Origin of the sequence: uncultured Tenacibaculum sp. (assembly GCF_947502995.1) — a bacterium.
Lineage (GTDB): Bacteria > Bacteroidota > Bacteroidia > Flavobacteriales > Flavobacteriaceae > Polaribacter.
This window is the reverse complement of sequence record NZ_CANNBW010000015.1, coordinates 1-20,640: the sequence shown is the minus strand read 5'-3', so window position 1 is coordinate 20,640 and position 20,640 is coordinate 1. Positions and strand designations below refer to the sequence as shown.

The 20,640-nt window shown below is 28.7% G+C and carries 21 protein-coding genes, 1 tRNA gene and 1 pseudogene; 15 read left to right on the top strand and 8 right to left on the bottom strand.

Annotated elements, in window-relative coordinates; genetic code table 11:
- Positions 1-11: 11 nt before the first annotated feature.
- Positions 12-464: a thioredoxin-dependent thiol peroxidase gene (gene bcp, locus Q1A46_RS13300; RefSeq protein ID WP_299679472.1), complete on the bottom strand. Its 453-nt coding sequence runs from the start codon at positions 462-464 to the stop codon at positions 12-14.
- 36 nt (positions 465-500) lie between these two features.
- On the opposite strand from bcp, the gene nth reads away from it, so the two are divergent.
- Positions 501-1,160, top strand: coding sequence for an endonuclease III (nth, locus tag Q1A46_RS13295; protein ID WP_299679468.1), 660 nt, complete (start codon positions 501-503; stop codon positions 1,158-1,160).
- 233 nt (positions 1,161-1,393) lie between these two features.
- Here the strand turns inward: nth and Q1A46_RS13290 are convergent, their stop codons facing one another.
- Complete coding sequence (locus tag Q1A46_RS13290) at positions 1,394-1,978, bottom strand: RNA polymerase sigma factor (RefSeq protein WP_299679465.1); 585 nt, start codon at positions 1,976-1,978, stop codon at positions 1,394-1,396.
- Positions 1,979-2,274: 296 nt separating this feature from the next.
- On the opposite strand from Q1A46_RS13290, the gene Q1A46_RS13285 reads away from it, so the two are divergent.
- The 12 genes from Q1A46_RS13285 (at position 2,275) to Q1A46_RS13230 (ending at position 14,580) form a co-directional block, all read left to right on the top strand.
- Positions 2,275-2,853, top strand: coding sequence for a hypothetical protein (locus Q1A46_RS13285; RefSeq protein WP_299679462.1), 579 nt, complete (start codon positions 2,275-2,277; stop codon positions 2,851-2,853).
- Positions 2,854-2,969: 116 nt separating this feature from the next.
- Entirely contained in the window at positions 2,970-4,703 is a 1,734-nt protein-coding gene (locus tag Q1A46_RS13280) for a tetratricopeptide repeat-containing sensor histidine kinase (protein ID WP_299679459.1), read from the top strand.
- Between the two features lie 2 nt (positions 4,704-4,705).
- Positions 4,706-5,452: a LytTR family DNA-binding domain-containing protein gene (locus Q1A46_RS13275; protein WP_299679456.1), complete on the top strand. Its 747-nt coding sequence runs from the start codon at positions 4,706-4,708 to the stop codon at positions 5,450-5,452.
- 424 nt (positions 5,453-5,876) lie between these two features.
- Positions 5,877-6,149, top strand: a complete 273-nt coding sequence (locus Q1A46_RS13270; protein ID WP_299679453.1) for a hypothetical protein — start codon at positions 5,877-5,879, stop codon at positions 6,147-6,149.
- Between the two features lie 122 nt (positions 6,150-6,271).
- Positions 6,272-7,348, top strand: coding sequence for a linear amide C-N hydrolase (locus tag Q1A46_RS13265; protein WP_299679451.1), 1,077 nt, complete (start codon positions 6,272-6,274; stop codon positions 7,346-7,348).
- Positions 7,349-7,640: 292 nt separating this feature from the next.
- Positions 7,641-8,000 (top strand): hypothetical protein, encoded by a 360-nt coding sequence (locus Q1A46_RS13260; protein WP_299679449.1) that lies wholly within the window; start codon positions 7,641-7,643, stop codon positions 7,998-8,000.
- Between the two features lie 191 nt (positions 8,001-8,191).
- Positions 8,192-10,984 carry an excinuclease ABC subunit UvrA gene (gene uvrA, locus Q1A46_RS13255; protein WP_299679447.1) on the top strand — a complete coding sequence of 931 codons (2,793 nt, stop codon included), beginning with the start codon at positions 8,192-8,194 and terminating at the stop codon, positions 10,982-10,984.
- 36 nt (positions 10,985-11,020) lie between these two features.
- Complete coding sequence (locus Q1A46_RS13250; protein ID WP_095072993.1) at positions 11,021-11,578, top strand: YqgE/AlgH family protein; 558 nt, start codon at positions 11,021-11,023, stop codon at positions 11,576-11,578.
- A 174-nt stretch (positions 11,579-11,752) separates the two neighbouring features.
- On the top strand, positions 11,753-12,526 hold the full coding sequence (locus Q1A46_RS13245; protein WP_299679439.1) for a hypothetical protein: 774 nt from the start codon (positions 11,753-11,755) through the stop codon (positions 12,524-12,526).
- A gap of 12 nt (positions 12,527-12,538) precedes the next feature.
- On the top strand, positions 12,539-13,672 hold the full coding sequence (locus Q1A46_RS13240) for a hypothetical protein (protein WP_299679436.1): 1,134 nt from the start codon (positions 12,539-12,541) through the stop codon (positions 13,670-13,672).
- 205 nt (positions 13,673-13,877) lie between these two features.
- On the top strand, positions 13,878-14,030 hold the full coding sequence (locus tag Q1A46_RS13235) for a hypothetical protein (RefSeq protein ID WP_299679433.1): 153 nt from the start codon (positions 13,878-13,880) through the stop codon (positions 14,028-14,030).
- A gap of 394 nt (positions 14,031-14,424) precedes the next feature.
- A complete protein-coding gene (locus Q1A46_RS13230; protein WP_299679430.1) occupies positions 14,425-14,580 on the top strand; it encodes a hypothetical protein in 156 nt (51 codons plus the stop codon).
- Here Q1A46_RS13230 and Q1A46_RS13225 read toward each other — a convergent pair.
- Together Q1A46_RS13225 and Q1A46_RS13220 are read right to left on the bottom strand one after the other, a co-directional pair.
- Complete coding sequence (locus tag Q1A46_RS13225; RefSeq protein WP_299679427.1) at positions 14,573-15,400, bottom strand: aminotransferase class IV; 828 nt, start codon at positions 15,398-15,400, stop codon at positions 14,573-14,575. The two genes, Q1A46_RS13230 and Q1A46_RS13225, sit on opposite strands and share 8 nt — an antisense overlap.
- A 99-nt stretch (positions 15,401-15,499) precedes the next feature.
- Positions 15,500-15,883, bottom strand: coding sequence for an START-like domain-containing protein (locus tag Q1A46_RS13220; protein ID WP_299679424.1), 384 nt, complete (start codon positions 15,881-15,883; stop codon positions 15,500-15,502).
- A 105-nt stretch (positions 15,884-15,988) separates the two neighbouring features.
- Here Q1A46_RS13220 and Q1A46_RS13215 point away from each other — a divergent pair.
- Positions 15,989-16,062, top strand: a tRNA-Met gene (locus tag Q1A46_RS13215).
- A gap of 635 nt (positions 16,063-16,697) precedes the next feature.
- Positions 16,698-16,931 (top strand): hypothetical protein, encoded by a 234-nt coding sequence (locus Q1A46_RS13210; protein WP_299679421.1) that lies wholly within the window; start codon positions 16,698-16,700, stop codon positions 16,929-16,931.
- A 34-nt stretch (positions 16,932-16,965) separates the two neighbouring features.
- On the opposite strand, the gene Q1A46_RS13205 is transcribed toward Q1A46_RS13210, so the two are convergent.
- The 4 genes and pseudogenes from Q1A46_RS13205 to Q1A46_RS13190 form a co-directional block, all read right to left on the bottom strand.
- Entirely contained in the window at positions 16,966-17,142 is a 177-nt protein-coding gene (locus Q1A46_RS13205) for a hypothetical protein (protein ID WP_299679418.1), read from the bottom strand.
- Between the two features lie 982 nt (positions 17,143-18,124).
- Entirely contained in the window at positions 18,125-18,331 is a 207-nt protein-coding gene (locus tag Q1A46_RS13200; RefSeq protein WP_299679415.1) for a hypothetical protein, read from the bottom strand.
- A 468-nt stretch (positions 18,332-18,799) separates the two neighbouring features.
- The gene (locus Q1A46_RS13195) at positions 18,800-20,446 is read right to left on the bottom strand and encodes a family 16 glycosylhydrolase (RefSeq protein ID WP_299679412.1); all 1,647 of its coding nucleotides are present in this window, start codon (positions 20,444-20,446) and stop codon (positions 18,800-18,802) included.
- A gap of 13 nt (positions 20,447-20,459) precedes the next feature.
- A pseudogene (locus Q1A46_RS13190) lies at positions 20,460-20,640 on the bottom strand (hypothetical protein); the annotation flags it as partial.

Sequence of the window (20,640 nt, the reverse complement as noted above, 5' to 3'; positions counted from 1 at the left end):
AGATGGATAAATTATCCTAAAATTTGCTCTGCGTGAGCTTTAGTTTTTACTTTAGCGATAACATCAGTTAAAACACCATTTTCATCAATTACAAAAGTAGTTCGGTGAATACCATCATACTCTTTTCCCATAAACTTTTTTGGTCCCCAAACTCCAAATGCATTAATTACAGATTTATCTTCATCTGCTAATAAAGGAAATGGTAACTCGTGTTTATTGATAAAGTTTTGTTGACGCTTTGCACTATCTGCACTTACTCCTAAAATCTCATATCCTTGCGCTTGAAAAGTTTCATAATTATCTCTTAAGTTACAAGCTTCAGCTGTACAACCTGGCGTACTTGCTTTAGGATAGAAAAAAACAACTAACTTTTTTCCTTTGTAATCTTCTAATTTTATGATATTTCCGTCTTGATCTTTAGCTTCAAAACTTGGCGCATTATCTCCTATTTTAAGTGTTGTCATAATTCGGTATTTTTGTTAAGTAAAAATACTGAAAAAATGAACAAAACAGAAAAAGTTCAGTTTGTAATTGATACTTTAGAACGATTATATCCAGAAACTCCTATCCCTTTAGATCATACAGATCCTTATACATTATTAATCGCCGTTTTAATGTCTGCTCAAAGCACTGATGAGCGTGTAAATAAAATTACACCTTTACTTTTTGAGCGTGCAGATAATCCTTATGACATGGTACAATTATCTGTTGATGAAATCAGAGAAATTATAAAACCTGTTGGACTTTCACCTATGAAATCGAAAGGAATTTATGGTTTATCTCAAATTTTAATAGAAAAACATAATGGAGAAGTACCGAAAAGTTTTGAAGCCTTAGAAGCATTACCTGCTGTTGGGCATAAGACGGCTAGTGTAGTGATGGCTCAAGCATTTAATATTCCTGCATTTCCTGTTGATACTCATATTCATCGTTTAATGTATCGTTGGAATTTATCTAACGGGAAAAGTATTGCACAAACAGAAAAGGATGCAAAGCGTTTATTTCCTAAAGAAATTTGGAATAAACTACACTTACAAATTATTTTTTATGGTAGAGAGTATTGTCCTGCTAGAGGTTGGAACTTAGATAATGATATAATTACAAGTGCAATTGGTAGGAAAACTGTTATTACAGAATACAATAAAAAGAGGAAGAAATAAAAAAGCTCCAGTTCGCACTGAAGCTTCTTCACTCTTAATTCAAATTCAATTCAATGAGAACATCGTTATTTGTTCTTACCGTTTTGAAGCTTTTGGAAAAGTTTAATATAAATTGTATTGTTGATTTTTTTGGATTCATCCTGAAGTTGGATGGTTTTTCAGAGTAAATTTGCGCCATATAAGTAATTTATCGTTTAATTACTAATAGGAACGCTAAACTTTACAATTTATTATTAGTTCACTAAAATTATTTTATTCTTATCTATTAGCTTTCTGATATTTATCAAAGCATAACGCATTCTTCCTAATGCTGTATTAATACTTACACCTGTATTTTCAGAAATTTCATTAAAACTCATATCCATATAAATCCTCATCTTTAAAACCTCTTTTTGTTCTTCCGGAAGTTCCTCTATTAGATTTTTTACATCTAATAAAATCTGATCTTTAATGATTCGCTTTTCAGCATTTAAAGCATCGTCACTGATAATAGAAAAAATATCAAACTCATCTGAGTTATTAAAAAATGGCATTCTATTATTCTTTCTAAAATAATCAATAACTAAGTTATGAGAAATTCGCATCACCCAAGGTAAAAACTTCCCTTCTTCATTATAATTACCTTTTTTAAGTGTCTTGATTACTTTAATAAAAGTATCTTGAAAGATATCTTCAGCAACATCTCTATCTTGAACTTTGCTGTAAATAAAACTAAAAATACGTTGTTGGTGTTTTTTAACAAGAAACTCTAGAGCGATTTCTTTACCGTTAATATACTCTTTAACTAAGACGCTATCATCTGCTGATTTTCTATACATAACTACTACTTTTTGTGAGATATTTCTATCTCATATGGGAATTATATTAAATTTTAAAAAGTAGTTTTACTGTATAGGCGTATGATATTTAATTAATTACGTAAAGGGCAAATATATTTTTTTATTTTTAATTAACAAACTTTAAAAATGAAAAAAAACATTTTTTTTAGCTTAATTGATATCTTATTTGTTATTCTTTATCGAATTTTAACACATTTTTCTGTAGCCTTCTAATTTGTATTCATTTAGATTATTAATACATTAGCTTTAATTAATTAACCTCATTTTTTATAATTATGGAAGTTTTAAAAAACTCTTCTGAAAAAATCATATTCCCTCCAGGTGATACAATTATGGATGGGGACAAAAAATTAGAAATTAATCCAAAAACCTCTGGTTACATTAACTTTCCTGTTTCTAAAAATTCAGATGGAAAAATACTTTTGCCAACGTTAGTTGAAGCTGAATACTTAAAAGAAGATGAACACAATAAATTTATTAATATTAAAGTATTGTTTTTTGTAGCTTCAAAAGCTGAAGAAATAAAAAAATCATCACTTGATACAACATCTGAAATCATAGATAAAATCATGGTTAAGCAACTTTTTTGTGTTAACTCTTATGGTTTATATACTTTACAACTATATCTCTATTGTAATAAAAGGACAATACAAAAAATATATAATAGTCAAGATAAAAACCCTGAATATTTTCAAGCTTACAGCGTAGAATTTTCTGTTAACAACACTACTATTAATTTACCAGAAAACATAAATATTGAAGATATAAATATTGTTCAATCTTTTATTTGGGATATCGATCCAAGAACTTCAAGAGGAACAGAAACTGTGGTTAAAGGAAGTAATGGTGGATAAATTCTCTTTTTCTTTACAAGAATATTCTCTAAGAACATGAATACACTTGTGTTGAATAAACTTCACTTAAAACAAATATAACTCAATACCAAACTTCCGAAACCTTTACTGCGTATATGTACTTTAAAAAAGCATTTATATTCATTTTAATATTATTTTCTATTTGTACATTTTCGCAAAAGAAAACCATAAAATATCATTCTCATTTCTTTGAAAAAATTCAAAGTGATTATTACGATAAAAATAAACTTCTTGAAAAGACAAGTGATTTCTTTTTACAACAAAAATGGGATTCTGTAATTGTAGCTACTTCAAAGGTAACTGATACAAAAAACTCAAAAACAGAACTTTCATATTTTAACTACATGAGAGCTCACAGTTTCATGTTGAAAAACCTATACAGTGAGGCTCAAACAGAATTTAAAAAAATTCCGAGTGATTTTCTTTTTTACAATAAAGTTTTATACGCATTAAGTAGTATTTCACTAGAAAAGAGTCAATTTAAAAAAGCGCTTGTTTACCTCAAAAACATTGAAGATCGAGGAATAACTTCCATGGATGATATTGAAGATATTTCTTTCTTAAATGATCTTGGTGTGTGCTACTTGCATTTAAAAAAATATGATAAAGCCAATACATATTTATCTGAATATTTAAAATTAGCAGAGAAAAAAGGAAACAATAAAGAACTTGCTGATGCATACTCTAACATTGCTAATTTGTACTATGAGCAATACAAAGACAGTATAGCTATTGCTTATTTTATGAAAGCTTATGAAATTTCAAAAAAAACTTCTGATAATGAAATCAAAAGACTAACTTCTACAAATATGGCTGTTGTTGAAGAAAATCGGAAAAATTTCAGCAAAGCTCTTCTATACAGAAAAGAATCTGAAAAGTGGAGAGAATTAGTTTACGATCAAGAGAAAATATACAATACTGCTAAATTAGAAAAGAAAATTCTCGAAGAACGAAAGGAAAATGAAATTGATATTTTGAAATTAGAGAACAAGGCAAAATCTTTTCAACGAAATGGTTTTATAGCTTCCTCTATTCTATTTTTACTACTCGCCATTACTGTAATTTACTTCTTAATTCGAAAAAATAAAACCACTAAAATTATTACTTCACAAAAAGAACAATTAAGTCTTTTAAACAAAACAAAGGATAAGCTTTTTTCAATCGTTAGTCATGATTTAAGATCATCGGTAAACTTAATGCAAAGAAGTAATTCTAAACTTATTCGAAATATCGAAAATGAGAATTATAATTCATTAAGTACAATTGCCAACAAAAACGCGCTCATTGCAACAACAACATATAATCTACTTGAAAACTTATTAAACTGGGCTACATTACAAACAAATAGTACTTATTTTAATATCGAATCTTTAGAATTAAGTAGTATTCTTAAACAAATTGAATTTAATTATCGTCCTTTATTCGAAGACAAAAACATTAACTTTATAATTGAAGTAGAACAACCTACTTTTATAAAAGCTGATCTAGATTCTTTAAAAATCATCATAAGAAACTTACTTGATAATGCGATTAAGTTTTCTCCTGAAAATGGAACTATAATTTGTAAATCTGAAGTTACTAACCAAAATGATTTGGTTAATTTAAATATAAAAGATAATGGTATTGGTATGACAGCAGAAATGGTTAAACAACTTCTCGCCTCTTCTCCTCTACTAAACAAAAAACAAAATCAGCAAGAAATAGGAACTGGACTAGGCATACAGCTTTGTAAAGCTTTAACTACTAAAAACCAAGCTACTTTTCATATAGAAAGTACTATTGATATTGGAACTACAATTACTCTTGGCTTTCCTAAAACAGAAATTTAATTATGGAAAACTTAAATATACTTATTATAGAAGACGATAAAGAATTAGCACTTGAGCTCTCGGAAATATTAGAAGATTACAAGTATAATGTAGTAGCCATAGCCAGAAATTATAAAGATGCACTGACTAAATATTATCAATTTAATATTGACTTGGTTATCATCGATATTTTTTTAGGAGACAATCCTGAAGGAATCACTTTTGCTGAAACAATCTCCACTGTACCTAATGCAATAAAACCTTTTCTATTTTTAACCTCTTCAAAAGATCAACAAATTTTTGAACGTGCAAAATTGACAAATCCTTTTCGTTATTTGTTAAAACCGTTTAATGAACTAGAATTACTATACGCCATTGAAATGGCTATTGAAAAGTTTTATGGTCAAATAAATGTTTTTGCAAGTAAGACGGAAGATACTGTGATTGCTAAGGAATACTTATTTATTAAAAAGAAAAACACTCTTAAAAAAGTAAATTTCAATAATATCATTTACATTGAAGTTGATAACAGATACTGTAATATTATTACTGAAATAGAGAATTTTATCATACAAATATCTTTAAGTAAAGTTTACGAATACCTCACACAAAACTTCTTTAAACAAGTACATCGAAAATACATTGTAAACACAGATATGATTGAAGAAATTTCACTTTCTAAAAATTCACTGTTATTAAAGAATAATCATTTAATTTCTTTTAGCGAAAGCTATAGAGATATTATCAAAAGTTTTTCTATTCTAAAATAGAATTTTCTTCGCTTTTACTTCTTCTATTTTATGTAGTATTTGTTTTTTTAGTTTCACTACATGAAATTCTCTATTCACAACATTACACTCATTATCAAGTCAGTTTAAAAGTAATTTTATATAAGAAAACAATTATAGCGCTATCTAAGTTTTCCAATTAACCAAACGTAGAGTTCAGAAACTACATCAAAAAACGAGGCGCCCCCGAAAAGCCACATGAGTAGGAAATAACTATAAACTTATATAAAAATGAGTAATATTAAAATTAGAACAAGACGGAAAAGACTTTGGATATGTTAAATTAAAAAAAGACATTTTCTATAGTAATGGATCAAAAGAAGAAGCTGTAGTTTTCGAACTAGAAAGCTATAAAAAATCATCTGACACTTTCTACTACAAAGTTGCCGACACAAAAGAAAGTTACATGGATGCAAAAATATCTACTTCAAGAATACAAGTAGTTAAACCATTTTTATCTGTTAGCTCATCGAGTATTTGTGCATGGACGCTAAAAGATGGTACTTTAAGAATGGTGATGGGTAATAAAGAAACAGGAAAAGTTTTATCTAGCAGTGAAGATTCAGAGTCAAAAGCTCTTTATGCAAATCTTTTTGAAGGGAAACCTTTTACGGTTACAGAAGAAAACCCTAAAACCTCTAACAAGGCAAATCCTGCATTAGCACATGTTATAATTTAACACTAAAAGGTTGAATTCTTTGTTTTACTCAGAATTCAACCTTCTCAATCTCATTCATTCAAATTTGATAGTAATTTCATATTAGACAATAAATATATAACGCTATTAAAAAACCTAAAACTATGTGTACTAGAATATTTAACAATTTTAATAAAGACAACAACTTCTTAACTACTGCAAGAAATATGGATTGGGCAACACAAATGCCTACAACTATATTTGCTTTTAGAGTAACTTCTGATGAGAACATGATTAAATGTGGAACTGATAAAGAAAATGAACATTCTTTAATTTGGGAGGCACAATACAGCAGTATTGTTACTATGGTTGGAACTAAAGCTCCATTTGGTGCTTCTGATGGAATAAATTCAAAAGGATTGGTTGCTAATTTATTATATGACAGTAACGCTTCTTATGAAAGAAAAGATGGAAGTTCATGTAAAAACCTAGATGTTTTAAGATGGGTACAGTTTGTACTTGATACTTGTTGTTCTGTACAAGAGGTAGTAGACGTTTTCAGTAAAGATGCAAAAACTCAAATTCAATTAATTGGTAGAATTGTTCCTGGATCTGATAAACCTGCTTCTCTTCACCTTTCTGTATCAGATAGATTCGGAGATTCAGCTATTATAGAAGTCCATGAAGGGAATTATGTTATTTATAACAATCCTGAATTTAGAGTAATGACCAATGAACCTTCTTATGCAAAACAAATTGAATTAAATCAATTTTGGCGTTGGCAATGGAATGATAAAAACAACTTTCCTAGTAATACATTACCTGGCGGTCCTTTTCCTTCAGATCGATTTGCTAGAGCTTCATATTATTTAAATCATTTATACGATGCAAAAAACGTCGCAGATTCTTTAACGCAATCTAAATCTATAGTAATGAACGCTTCTGTTCCTGTAAATTTTGATTTTAGTTTAAGTAATTTCCCTAACATCGCACAAACATTGTGGACTAGCGTTTCTAGTCATAATAATTTAACGTATTATTTCTGTAACGCAAGATGCATGGGAGACCTATGGATGGATTTAAATAAAATTAATGAATTCCCTTCTCCTGTTTCAAAACTAGAAGTTGTTTCTGAAATTGAAGGTGAATTTATTAATCATCAATTATATGGTTATCAAAATAAAAACTTTGTAGAAACTGTAGATCCATTTGCTACAAATTTAAGTTTAGCTTTGGCTTAACAAAGTCAGTTATATAATTTCATTAAACCTCTATGTTAAAAACATAGAGGTTTTTTTGCATCAATTTTCAAACTAAAAAACACATCTATTTTCTTTCCTTATTTCACAACATAAAATTCTCTACTCACAACATTACACTCATTATCAAGCTAGTTTAAAAGTAATTTTATATCAGAGAACAAATAATAGCGCTACATAAGTTTTCAAAAGTAGAGTTCAGAAACTACTATAAAAACGAGGCGGTATCCGAAAAGCCTTATGAGTAGGAATTAATCATTTAAAAACTAAAAAAATGAGTACATCAAACTTAGAACAAGGTATGCTTTTAGCTAAAACGGTAAGTAGTGATACAGATATACAATCAGGAACATTAAAATGTAAAACTGCAGATTCTTTTGCTGTTGTGCCAAATACAGTTGTTCAACTAGCAGTTTCTAATCCTAGTAATACTAATTCTGTAGGTTATGCTTTTCATAATGACAATACTGGAGCAGCTATATTCAGTGGAACTTTAGCTCCAGGTAAAGGAGCTTCTAAAACAATTCCTTTTAGCGAAGAATTAAATATCTATAGAGTCCTAAATACTTCGAATTGTGGACGAACAGGAACTACTCCATATTTACACTGGACTGCAGTAATAGATAATGAATAATTTTTATGTTATCTGCATTTTATAAGACTGTTTAATTTTTTTAAACAGTCTTTTTATATAGTCTGACTATTTGTTTACTCTAATAACCCCAATTGTAAATTTATAACCACTTCCTTTTTATCAACTTTCAATTCACCTAATTTTCTTCCCAAACTTAAAAGCATTATTTTTACAACTTATTTTTTGAGTTCATGAAAGTAGATATTACTAAAGTAAATCCTAAAGAAAATATAATCATAAAAGGCGCATCATTGCATAATTTAAAAGACATTGATGTTGTTATCCCTAGAAATAAACTTGTGGTTATAACCGGACTTTCTGGATCTGGTAAATCTTCATTAGCCTTTGATACTTTATATGCGGAAGGACAACGACGATATGTAGAAAGTTTATCTTCTTATGCTCGACAATTCTTAGGAAAACTTAACAAACCCAAAGTAGATTACATTAAAGGGATTGCTCCTGCTATAGCAATTGAACAGAAAGTAAATTCTACCAATCCAAGATCCACAGTTGGAACTTCTACAGAAATCTACGATTATATAAAATTATTATACGCCAGAATTGGTAGAACCTTCTCTCCTATTTCTGGAAATGAAGTCAAGAAACATACGGTGACCGATGTTGTAAATCATGTAAAATCGTTAAACGAACAAACAAAACTTCTTTTAATTGCTCCAGTAGTTATACCTGAAAAGAGAACTATTGAATCTTTATTGCAGGTTTTAAAACAACAAGGTTATGCTAGAATAAAATACAATAATAAAGTTTATCGAATTGATAAATTTCCTATTGAAGATTTCAAAGGAAATAGTATCGATTTAGTTGTAGACAGAGTTGTTATTCAACATGATGAAGATTTCTACAATCGCCTAGCAGACGCTATTCAAACAGCCTTCTTTGAAGGAAAAGGATTCTGTTATGTTGAAAATTTAGAAACAGAAACTAAAACAGAATTTAGTAATAAATTTGAACTAGATGGTATTACTTTTTTAGAACCAAATACACACCTTTTCAGTTTTAATAATCCTTACGGAGCTTGTCCTACTTGTGAAGGATACGGAAATGTAATTGGTATCGATGAAGATTTGGTAATTCCTAACACAGGACTATCGATTTACGAAGATGCTATTTTCCCATTTAAAACAGATGCTTATAAATGGTATAAGGAAAATTTAATTCTGCATGCAGATAGTTACAACATTTCAATTCACAAACCTTGGTTTGAACTTACAGAAAAACAACAAAATTTAGTTTGGGAAGGAACAGATAAATTCATGGGAATTCATCATCTGTTTAACGAATTAGAAGAAAAAAGCTATAAAATTCAGAACAGAGTCATGTTATCTCGTTACAGAGGTAAAACTAAATGTCATGAATGCGACGGAAAACGCTTAAGAAAAGAAGCAAACTATGTTCAAGTTAGTGGTAAAACAATTTCAGATTTAGTAAATCTTCCATTAGACGAATTAAGCGTATTCTTTAAATCTATTACTTTAAATGAATATGAAGAGAAAATAGCAAAACGATTATTAACTGAAATTAATAATAGATTGCAATTTTTAACTGATGTTGGATTAAGTTACCTTACATTAAATCGTACATCTAATACATTATCAGGAGGAGAAAGTCAACGTATTAACTTGGCTACTTCTTTAGGAAGTTCGTTAGTTGGTTCTATGTATATTTTAGACGAGCCAAGTATTGGACTTCATCCAAAAGATACAGAACGTTTAATTAAAGTTCTTAAAAACTTACGTGATCTCGGAAATACGGTAATAGTAGTTGAACATGATGAAGACATCATGAAAGAAGCCGATTACATTATAGACATTGGACCAGAAGCTGGAACTCACGGAGGAAAAGTTGTAGCAGAAGGAACTTACGATGAACTAATAAAATCGAAAACTCTTACTGCTGAATATTTATCTGAAACCTTGGAAATTGAAGTTCCTAAACAACGAAGAAAAACTAAAAATTTTATTAAAATCTTAGGAGCTAGAGAGAATAATCTTAAAAACATAGATGTAACTTTCCCTCTAAATAACTTAACGGTAATCACAGGAGTTTCTGGTAGTGGTAAAAGTACACTTGTAAAAAAATTACTGTACCCAATTATGCAAAAGAAATTAATTGGTTATGGAGATAAAATAGGTCAGTACACAGATGTTGAGGGAAGTTATGAAAACTTGAAGCATGTTGAGTTTATTGACCAAAATCCGATAGGTAGATCATCACGATCAAATCCTGTTACTTACATAAAAGCTTACGACGATATCCGTAAACTTCTATCTACACAAAAATTATCTAAAATCAGAAATTATCAACCAAAACACTTTTCTTTTAATGTAGAAGGTGGGCGTTGCGAAGTTTGTAAAGGTGAAGGTGTAGTTACTATAGAAATGCAATTTATGGCCGATGTACATTTACAATGTGATCATTGTAAAGGCAAACGCTTTAAAAAAGAAATATTAGAAGTTAATTTTGAAGGAAAAAATATTGACGATATTTTAAACTTAACTATTGATGATGCAATTGACTTTTTTACAGAAAATGGCGCAATCAAAATAGCTAAAAAATTAAAACCTCTTCAAGATGTTGGTTTAGGATACGTACAATTAGGGCAATCTTCTTCTACCTTATCTGGTGGTGAAGCTCAACGTATAAAATTAGCTTCATTTTTAATGAAAGGAAACACAAAAGATAAAGCCTTATTCATTTTTGATGAACCTACCACCGGATTACATTTTCACGACATAAAGAAGCTTTTAGCCTCTTTTAACGCCTTAATTGAAAAAGGACATTCAATAATTGTTATCGAGCATAATATTGACCTTATAAAGTGCGCAGATCACATCATAGACCTTGGTATTGAGGGAGGTAAGAAGGGTGGTAACTTAATTTTTGAAGGAACACCAGAGGATCTCACAAAAAAAAATCAGTCTCTAACTGGAATTTTTATTAAAGAAAAGTTAAAAAATTGAAAAAATATTTTTATTTTACTTTAAAATTTAACATTTATGAAGATGTTAACCCCGAAAAAAGGCAGATTATTAATAGCAGAGCCATCTATACTAAATGATGACTCTTTCAAAAGAACAATAGTACTTATTACAGATCATTCAGATGCAAGTTCCGTTGGATTTATTCTGAATAGACCAATGCAATATGTTCTAGAAGATCTAATACCAGATATTGAATGTAATTTTACAATTTATCAGGGCGGACCAGTAGAACAAGAAAATTTATATTTTATCCATAGAGTTCCACATCTTTTAACTGACAGTATAGAAGTAGCTAATGGAATTTACTGGGGAGGGAATTTCGAGTCTTTAAAACAACTTTTAAATGAAGATTTAATAAAACCCTCTGACATTAGATTTTTCTTAGGATATTCTGGTTGGGGATCTCAACAACTCGAGAGTGAATTAAATACTGAGTCTTGGTTTATTTCTGAAAATGATTTTAATAATATCTTTATTGAAGATGAAGAAGCTATTTGGAAAAATAAACTACTTCAAAAAGGTGGAAAATATAAAATCTGGGCAAATGCACCAGCAGATATAACTATGAATTAATTTTCTTCTTTAGTTCTACTTTTCACCTTTATATAGTCTTTCACTTAAAAAAAGATTATTTTAAATCACTTCTTATAAATAAAAATAAAAGAATATAATCTCTTTTATTCAAAAATGTGCTTTGTTTGTTCATGTGTCTAATACATTATATATATTAGCGAAAAATAAATATTTATGCTAAGCAAAAGTTTTTTACCTATTATTCTATTACTTTTTATTTTCTCATGTGATTCACCAAAACCAAATCATAATGCTATTGCCGAAGAAGAAATTCCTGAATGTAAAATTATGATTGTTTTAGGAGATGATAGAAGTGGTTCATCTGAAAGTATTCAAAAATTAAATAAAGAAGATTACAAAACAATTGTAGATGTAATCAATGAAAATGGTAGCGGTTATTTTACTTCAACAATTATAGGAAATCCAGCTCCTAATTCAAAAGAAATATTCAGACTAAAAGTAAGTGCTTTAAAACCTTACAAAAATATTTTAACATCTGAACATCCTACATTATCTGAACAGGCTAAACAAAAAAAGTATAACGATAAGATAAAGGCTAAAAATGAAAAAATTAAGAAGAAAAATGCTTCAAAATTAAACAGTTTTTTATCTAAAACAGTACAAAATTCAATTCTAGGATATAAACCTTATAAAGGAAATGATATAACCAATATTAATTTAGCTTTCGAACACATTAACAAGCTTTTAAAAGAACCAAAAGTTGAAGATTATGACAAAGTAATGGTTGTTCTTTTTACAGATGGTGTTAATGAACCTAGAAGATCTGGAAAGATTGAAAAAATTAAAGCAAAATTAGCTTTACCTGACAATGCAGAATTATTTTTAATTGGCTGGAAAGACACTTCTATTTTTGAAGGAATTGAGTTAAATGAATTTGAAGGTAAAGAAGGTTTCTTTAGCTATATTGAAGACTTTGATTGTATATAAAAACTAACTGTTATGATTATAAACTGGGACAAACCATCTACTGATGAATCAGAAGATTTATTTAAAATTTCCGATGAACTAGCATCAAGAGCAAACTCTGCCTCTAAAAGAGCTAGAGATACTTTTGAGATTTTAAAACCAAATGAGGAAAAGCTAAATCAATGGGATAAAATTATGTCTAACGCATACGTAGTTCCTTTTACCATTGCTTTTGTTGTTATCTGTATTTTAGAATATTATTTCAGTAGAGAAATTTATAGAGATATTTTACCACAAGCTCCATGGGTTATTGGTGTAGGAATTATTTTCATCTCTATTGTAATTGCAGAATTAATGGTTGGTATGCTTAGTTCTCACACCAGAAATAAACGTTTTTTTGAAGAGAAAAAAGTTCCTTCAAACTCTGCAAAACCAGAATCTGACATTAGAAAAGGAATTGTAAGAGATGTTAGAATTCAATTTTTTGTTGGTAGTACATTATTTTCTGCTATTGGTGTTGCCATATATTACTTCTCTAAAGAACGAGTTGCGAGAGAAATTTCAGCAGGAATTAGAGAATCGGTTTTTGGAATTCAAGATGTTTTACCAGTACTTTTTTATGTACTTGAAGTACTAGCAGGATTATTCGTGTTTTATTTATTTAAAAGATCTGTTTTAGCTTTTAAAAACTATAGAAGCAGAAAGAAATACAGCAAAGAAGTTAATAATGCAAGATCTAACACAAGTGAATCTTGTAAATATTTTGATGATGCTGAAAAGAAAGGCTATAATACTTTTTTAGATGATGTAAGTAATAACATACACTTAGGTTTTTACAGAAACAAACATCAGAACACTAACGAACAACATTTAAAATATGTAAATGAGCCTGAAAAAGAATTACAAGGCTTTAAAGCTTTATTTAAAAACGCAAGTGGTACGCCAATTCAAGTAACTATTGATGCTTTAACTGAATATAAATTTAGAGAAAGTAAAACTAGTAATACCGAAGGTATTATAGATATGAATTTCAACTCGTATCCTGAAGATCAAATTAAACAATTTCGAGTTACTTATTTTGATATAAATAAAGAAAAAATAGTTGATGAAATATCCGGAAACTATTCTTTAAATAACGACACACCTTACGAAATCATTTTAAAGTAAATGACAAAAAAGAGATCTAAAAATAATACTTAGATCTCTTTTTTTATATGAAACTATTCAGTCTTTAATTCTTTTTAAATTAACACTAATTGTTATTTGTAGTTACACCTACTTCCAATCGACTCTAAAAAACTACATTTCAACAAACTAAACTCACATAATTCACAAATCGTTTATATCTTCAAACTATTCAAAAACACTAATTATGAAGATTAAACCTACATTCGTAAGATTAATAAAATGTCACGGTAACGAATTCGAAATTGAATTCCCTAAAATAAAACTTTCCCTTTCTGTAAATAGATATTATTATGAGAAGATGTCTAACAGTCCTAATGAATTCGTATTTATCAGTTAAGAAATATAGAAACCTCTAACTTCTTTTAAGTAAAACTCTTATTTGATAGTTTACAATAGTTTGCCCCAATTATCACTTCGATAATCAAATACCTCAACTAACTATTTAAAATTTCAACAGAAAGTTATATGTTTCTTTAAAATATAATTTTGCTACTCTTTTAAGTAACTCAATTATTTTCTTTCTTACTATCCCCCATACAACCTTTAATTAAAGTCAAATATTACAATACACTCCCACTAAAACAAATGTATTAAATAGCAAAACACACTATAAACCAAACCAAAAATCATCAAATCACTACCATTCACCATAAAAAAACTACCATATATCTAAAAATAAATACATATAGATAGTTAATTAGTAATTTTATATCAACCAAAATTATATAATCATGAACTATCCCCTAAAGAAATTAAAGTTCATTACTCCGAATGGTAATGAAATAGAAATGAAAATGCCAACAGCAGACTTAACTTTAACTATAAACAGATATTCTAATAAAGAGTTCTTTGTAGATAAAATACAAGTTAATGTTCATCTTAATTAGTAAAAGCCATTAACTGCAGGCTTTTTCTAATTTTTTTAGATATATCTGTGCTAAATTCTTTTTTTCTATAATTTGTAACTGGTTGAACTCCTACAATTGCGTTAGTTATAAAAACTTCATCAGCTTTTTGAATTTCAAACGGAGAAATAGATGTCTCTTCTATTGTATAATCGTTATGTTCCTCTAATAGTTGAATGATTTTCTTTCTAACTATACCTTTAATACAACCTTCAGTTAGTGCTGGCGTTTTGATTGTATTTCCTTTTATGATGAAAATATTACCGTTAGTAACTTCTGCTACACCTTTTCGTTCATTTAGTAATACACAATTATCTAAATCATTTTCTTGTGCAAAAACAGCTGCTATTGTGTTTAACATTCTATTAGTTGTTTTCACAGTAGATAACATTCCAGAATAATTATAAAAGTCTTTATATAAATCTAAAACATATTTATCCTTAGCTTCAGCTGTTATAGGTTTAACATCAATAACATAATCTACTTCATTCGTTTTAGGAGTATACAAACCTCCATCTTTTCTGTAAACAGTTAATCGAGCTCTTAAATTAGTTTCAGAAAAACTCTCGGCTACTTTTTTAATTTCTCCTTCTAAAAACTCTAAAGTAAACTCCATAGGAATTTTCATACGTAACATACGCATAGATGCCATCAATCTAAAATAGTGATCTTCGAAAAACACTACTTTTCCATTTAAAATTTTGATAGTTTCAAAAATACCATCGCCAAATTTAAACGCTCTATTTTCTGCAGTTAACTGAAATTCAGAAGCATTGATTAAATTACCGTTATGATTTATCATTCCTTTAAAATTTGAAGCACGAAATTAGTAAATAAAACAATGTTATAAATAAAAAAACTCAGCATTTAGCTGAGTCTTTATATTCTATTTTAGAAGTAATTATGCTCCTATTAAATGTTTTAATTCATCAATTTGATTTTCCCAAAGCATTTTAGCTTCTTCAGCAGATTCTTCATCATCAGCAAAATCAGTAACAATTAAAGAAACGTCTTTTGTTAAAGGATCTACTTGAACTCTAAATTCGAAGTAACTTTCATCACCTTCACTTTCTGTCCATTTAAACTTTATACGTTCGTCTGCTTTTTTAGTTACTATGGTTGCTTCTTCTTCACTATCATCCCAAAAAAAGGTAATTATTTTTCCTCTTGAATTTACTCGGTCTGCAAACCACTCCTCTAAACCAGAAGGAGTAGCAAAATATTGATATAACAACGCTGGTGAAGCGTGTACAGGTATCTCTAATTCAAATTTAACTTTACTCATTTACATTTAAGTTTAGCACACAATATATATAAATATTCTTTTTAAAAAAAATGATATTCTTTTCTTGTGTGTAAGAAAAATTGAACTATATTTGCATCCGCAATCGGCGAGGTAGCTCAGGTGGTTAGAGCGCAGGATTCATAACCCTGAGGTCGGGGGTTCAAGTCCCCCCTTCGCTACGGAGACTTAAGAAGTCAGTAAAAATACGGTTTAGATAATCTAAATCGTATTTTTTTTTGATTAAAAAAACTATTTCATTAATTCATAATATGTGCAAAGCAGTCGACTTTACAGCCTTATTAATTCCTATTGGTATTTTAATCTTCATTATAGTATTTGCTGTTTGGTATGTTTACTCAGCTATTAAAAACAGACATAAATAAAATCTGATCTTTTAACTTGTTTTTATATTTGATTCATGAAATGGTATAATATTATTTTCTTAATCTTTTTAGGAGTTTTTATTTTATTTAGAATCTGATTTTTTTAAAGTAATCATCTTTGGTGACAAAATGATGTAAAAAATATATCGATACTTTTAATGATAATAGAGACATTGATATTATTTAATTATTCTTTTACTTTATTTTGTTTTTACTAATTTTGAGTATGTCTGATATTGTTACACTTTTAATGCTTATCGTTCTTTTATTATCTTCTTACTTTCCTAAAATATTCTTGGTAAAAGGGACAGATAAAATCAAAAACTGGGTTAGAGTTCTACTTGCTGTATTGGTTATAATCCAATTTTATCTTACTTTTTTCTCTGAATAGCTAAATTTTAAGTTTATTTAGTTTTTACTATTTTTACCTTATGAAAAACAGCTATGATCAACTTAATATCGAATATATAGAAACTAAAAAAGTTTCTTCTTTTCTTAAATATTCATCTATAATTTTAATATTAATTTTTGCATTTATTCCACTTGCTGAATTGATTGATGTGTTAGATTATAATTACGCAATTTCCGAAGGAATGCATACTTGTTTAGTAGGCTGGGATCAGTTATACTCAACAGAACCTTTAGAGTTTAAAGCTCTACCTTAATCAAATTAATTACATATTAATTGATTCTTATATTTTATTCGATGTTTAAAAAAATTGCTCTTTTAATTTCTAAAGTTTTTTTAGTTTCTATCATTTCAATTATTTTATATCTTGAATTTGTAGAAATAATTAAATACTCTAATCTGTTAAATGCTTTTAAAAATGATTTAACTTTATTTATTCCTGTTTCATTACTTTTTTCTGGAACCACTAGTATATTATTTAGTATCAAAAACTTAATTAGTAAAGAAGCAGTAAATCACAAATTCAATTTTTTATTCGCTGGAAATATCATTTTCGCTATTTTATTGATTATATTTTCAATAGCAGCCTTTATAACAATGATTGTTTCCAATAATTTTAAAGGTATACGTAATTTAATTACATACTTAATGCTCTTATACTCTTTTATTTTAGGAACTTTAATATGTTACAAGTCTTTTAAGTCATACAAATTGAATTAACTACTGTTTAATTTTATTTTACTTTTACTTTTACTAATTTTAATTTATGAAAAGAATACAGTTCATAGGCTTTACTTCTCTTGGAGTTTTGTTATTATTCCCCTTTGTTTATTTTCTATTTATTGAACTGACCGGGGCTTTTCCTTTATCTCTTGCTTTAACTTTAATATCTCTATTTATTGTTTTTATAATCGTTCTTGCTTATGGCGCAAAGCATATAAAGAAAGATTAACCTACACTTTTACTTTATTTTTTTACCCAGTAAATTATAGTATTCCTTCTAATGAAGATAAAAATGAACACTAGAAAGTTTACACATATTAAAAATACTGGTTGTACAACGCTTTTTACTGTGCCGAGAACTCGCCAAAATAACATCTAGAAAGACAAAATCTAGATATTTTTAACTTTTAATATGAAAATATGAAATTCATTTAGTAAATTTGAAATGTCTAAAAGACGTTTTAGACACTTTTTCTTTTTCATAGCAATTTTCCCACTCAAGCTTTGAGTGGGTTTTTCTTTTAAAGAATAATCTTTTTTATTTAGAAGCTTATTCAGCAACTCTATTGACTGCGGATTTTAAGACTTAAAAAAATAATTATTTATAAACATCACCTGTTTTCAATACTAGTGGTAAATAGAAAAAAGATTTTGTGCTGTAGCAAAAAAAAAGAAGATCTCGCTTTTAGCGAAATCTTCTATTATATTATTTGCAAAATATGTATCCTAAAAATAGGTTAACTGGCATGTTCCGTAACTACTAAATCTACTTCTTTTACAGTAAACATCTGGCCATCCAAATGTACCTCCAAAAGCTGTACAATCTGCATTTGTTTGACAAGCCTTTCCAATTATAGGAAGTTGACCTCCATTAATTTCTTTTTGCTGACTTTTCGATAGAAATTTACCTAAGTTTTGAATGTTTTTTTTCATTATAATAATTTTAAAAAAGGTTAATTTTTGCTTTTGTAAAAAAGCACTTCGTTAAATATAATTATTTTATTTTGAATATAGTATCGATAATTACTGTTCATTAAAAAACATAACAAAATAAAAAAGAAGGACAGAATAAGCTATAGCCACCACAAACAAACCCTTAAATAAATCATTTTCAAACGATTAAAAACAACAACTACTATATTTACTAACTTTTAAAAATCATAAAAAATAATAACTCTGTGATTAATTACAATCTTAATTATGCTATTTAAATATTATTCTCTATTTTTTCACCATATTAGTAATAGTTATATTACATAAAAAAATGCACAACTTTTAGCCTCATAGTAAAATATGAGGCTTTTTTGATTTATAATTTAAAACATTATAAAATCAATAAAAAAAGAAGACCAACACTTTAAAATTGTGCCAGCCTTCTTTTACACTAATCCAAATATCTTTTTATTGATAAACTCTTACGTAATCAATTTCCATTTTTGCCTCAGAAAATCCAGCATCTATTGCTCCACCTAAAGTTCCTCCCATAGCTACATTTAAGATCAAAAAGAAATTCTCATTAAATGGTAAAACTGATGAGTTACTCAATTCATAATACTTCACATTATCTAAATACACACTAATAGATGTATCTGTCCACTCTAATGTATATAAATGAAATTCTGATGTTGCGTTTGTAATTGAGGTAGTTTGACCGAAATCTGCTTTTGTATTACTTGCTGTATCTTGCCAGTGACAAGTTGCTAAAACTGTATTTTTATCAGCCCCTGTTTGCTCCATAATATCAATCTCTCCGGAAAAAGGCCAACCTACTGTAGAAAAATTAGAACCTAACATCCAAATCGCTGGCCAAGTTCCAGCTCCTTCGGGTAATTTAGCTCTAACTTCGACTCTACCATATTTAAAGTCGTATAGACCTTCAGTTTTTAATCTAGCTGATGTATAAGCACTTCCTGAAAAATTTTCTCGCTTTGCTGTTATCACAAGATTTCCGTTTTCTACAACTGCATTATCCGCTCTATCTGTATAATATTGTGATTCGTTATTTCCCCAACCATTAACACCTGTACCGATGTCATAAGTCCATTTTGTTGGGTCTGGTGTTCCATTGGTTTCAAAATCATCTTCCCAAACCAATGTGTTAAAAACAAATGGTGAAGTTGTTTGAGGATCTTGTGTGGTAATTAAAAACCACCAATCAAATTCATTATTCGCATCGCTAATCCTTAAAACTAATTCATTTGGAATTTGACGATCGAATATTTCATAATTGTGGTTTCCTATGTAATATCCTATAAATCCTATTCCAGATAAAGAAAGGGTTTCTACTCCTCCAGGAGCTATTAAACTCCATGTTCCAGAATAGTCTGCCAATGTATAATTTAACACATCTGAATTATCTATAGTTCCACCAGAACCACCAGAGCTAGATAATTCATCTATCAAACCATTTCTACCAAAAACAGTTCCGTTTGTTTGATGCTGAAAACTTCCATCTGAATTGAATACAAAACGATCATCGTACATTCCAACACCATCTTTTTCATTTGCAGATGCTTGATACCATTCTCCAAATATTGAACCTCCAACAGGTCCTAAACCAAAATGTCCTCCAACTTCTGCTTTAATTCGCCATGTCTTTGAAGAAACAGCATTTGGATTTGCTGGATCGAATCCGTATAATTTATTTTTTAAATCATCTGGTACTTCATATAAAGCCAATACATCAACTTGAATTGTTTTACTTGATGAAACTCCTCCTGTACCTATTGCAACTGCTGTTACTGTATATGTATTTATTCCTAATTCACTAAACGTGTATGTAAATTTTCCGCTTGGTGCACTTGATTCTACACCGTTAAACACAAACTTATACGATAAAGCATTATCTGCCGTAATTGTAAAATTTACAACTCCTGTTCCATCTCCATTCGGATTTGTAGCATCCTGACCAATTACTTCAGCATTTACTGTTACATTACTAGGAGCAACAATATCTCCGAATTCATAGTTGTTTTCTTCACAACCGTTTAGTAATAACATTGTGAAGATTATTACAACTACTTGAGGTATATATTTCTGTATTTTCATTGCTATCCTTGGTTTAATTCGTTAATGTTAATTCGTCATAATAATACTCACTATCATCTCCATTCTCTCCGAAATCAAAGAAGATGACTACTCGAACATAATCACCTGCGGGTGCATCACTAAAATCATAAATCAATTCTTCCCATGAATTGGAAACTGTAGTGTTTAAATCAACTTCATGAGTAATACTGGCA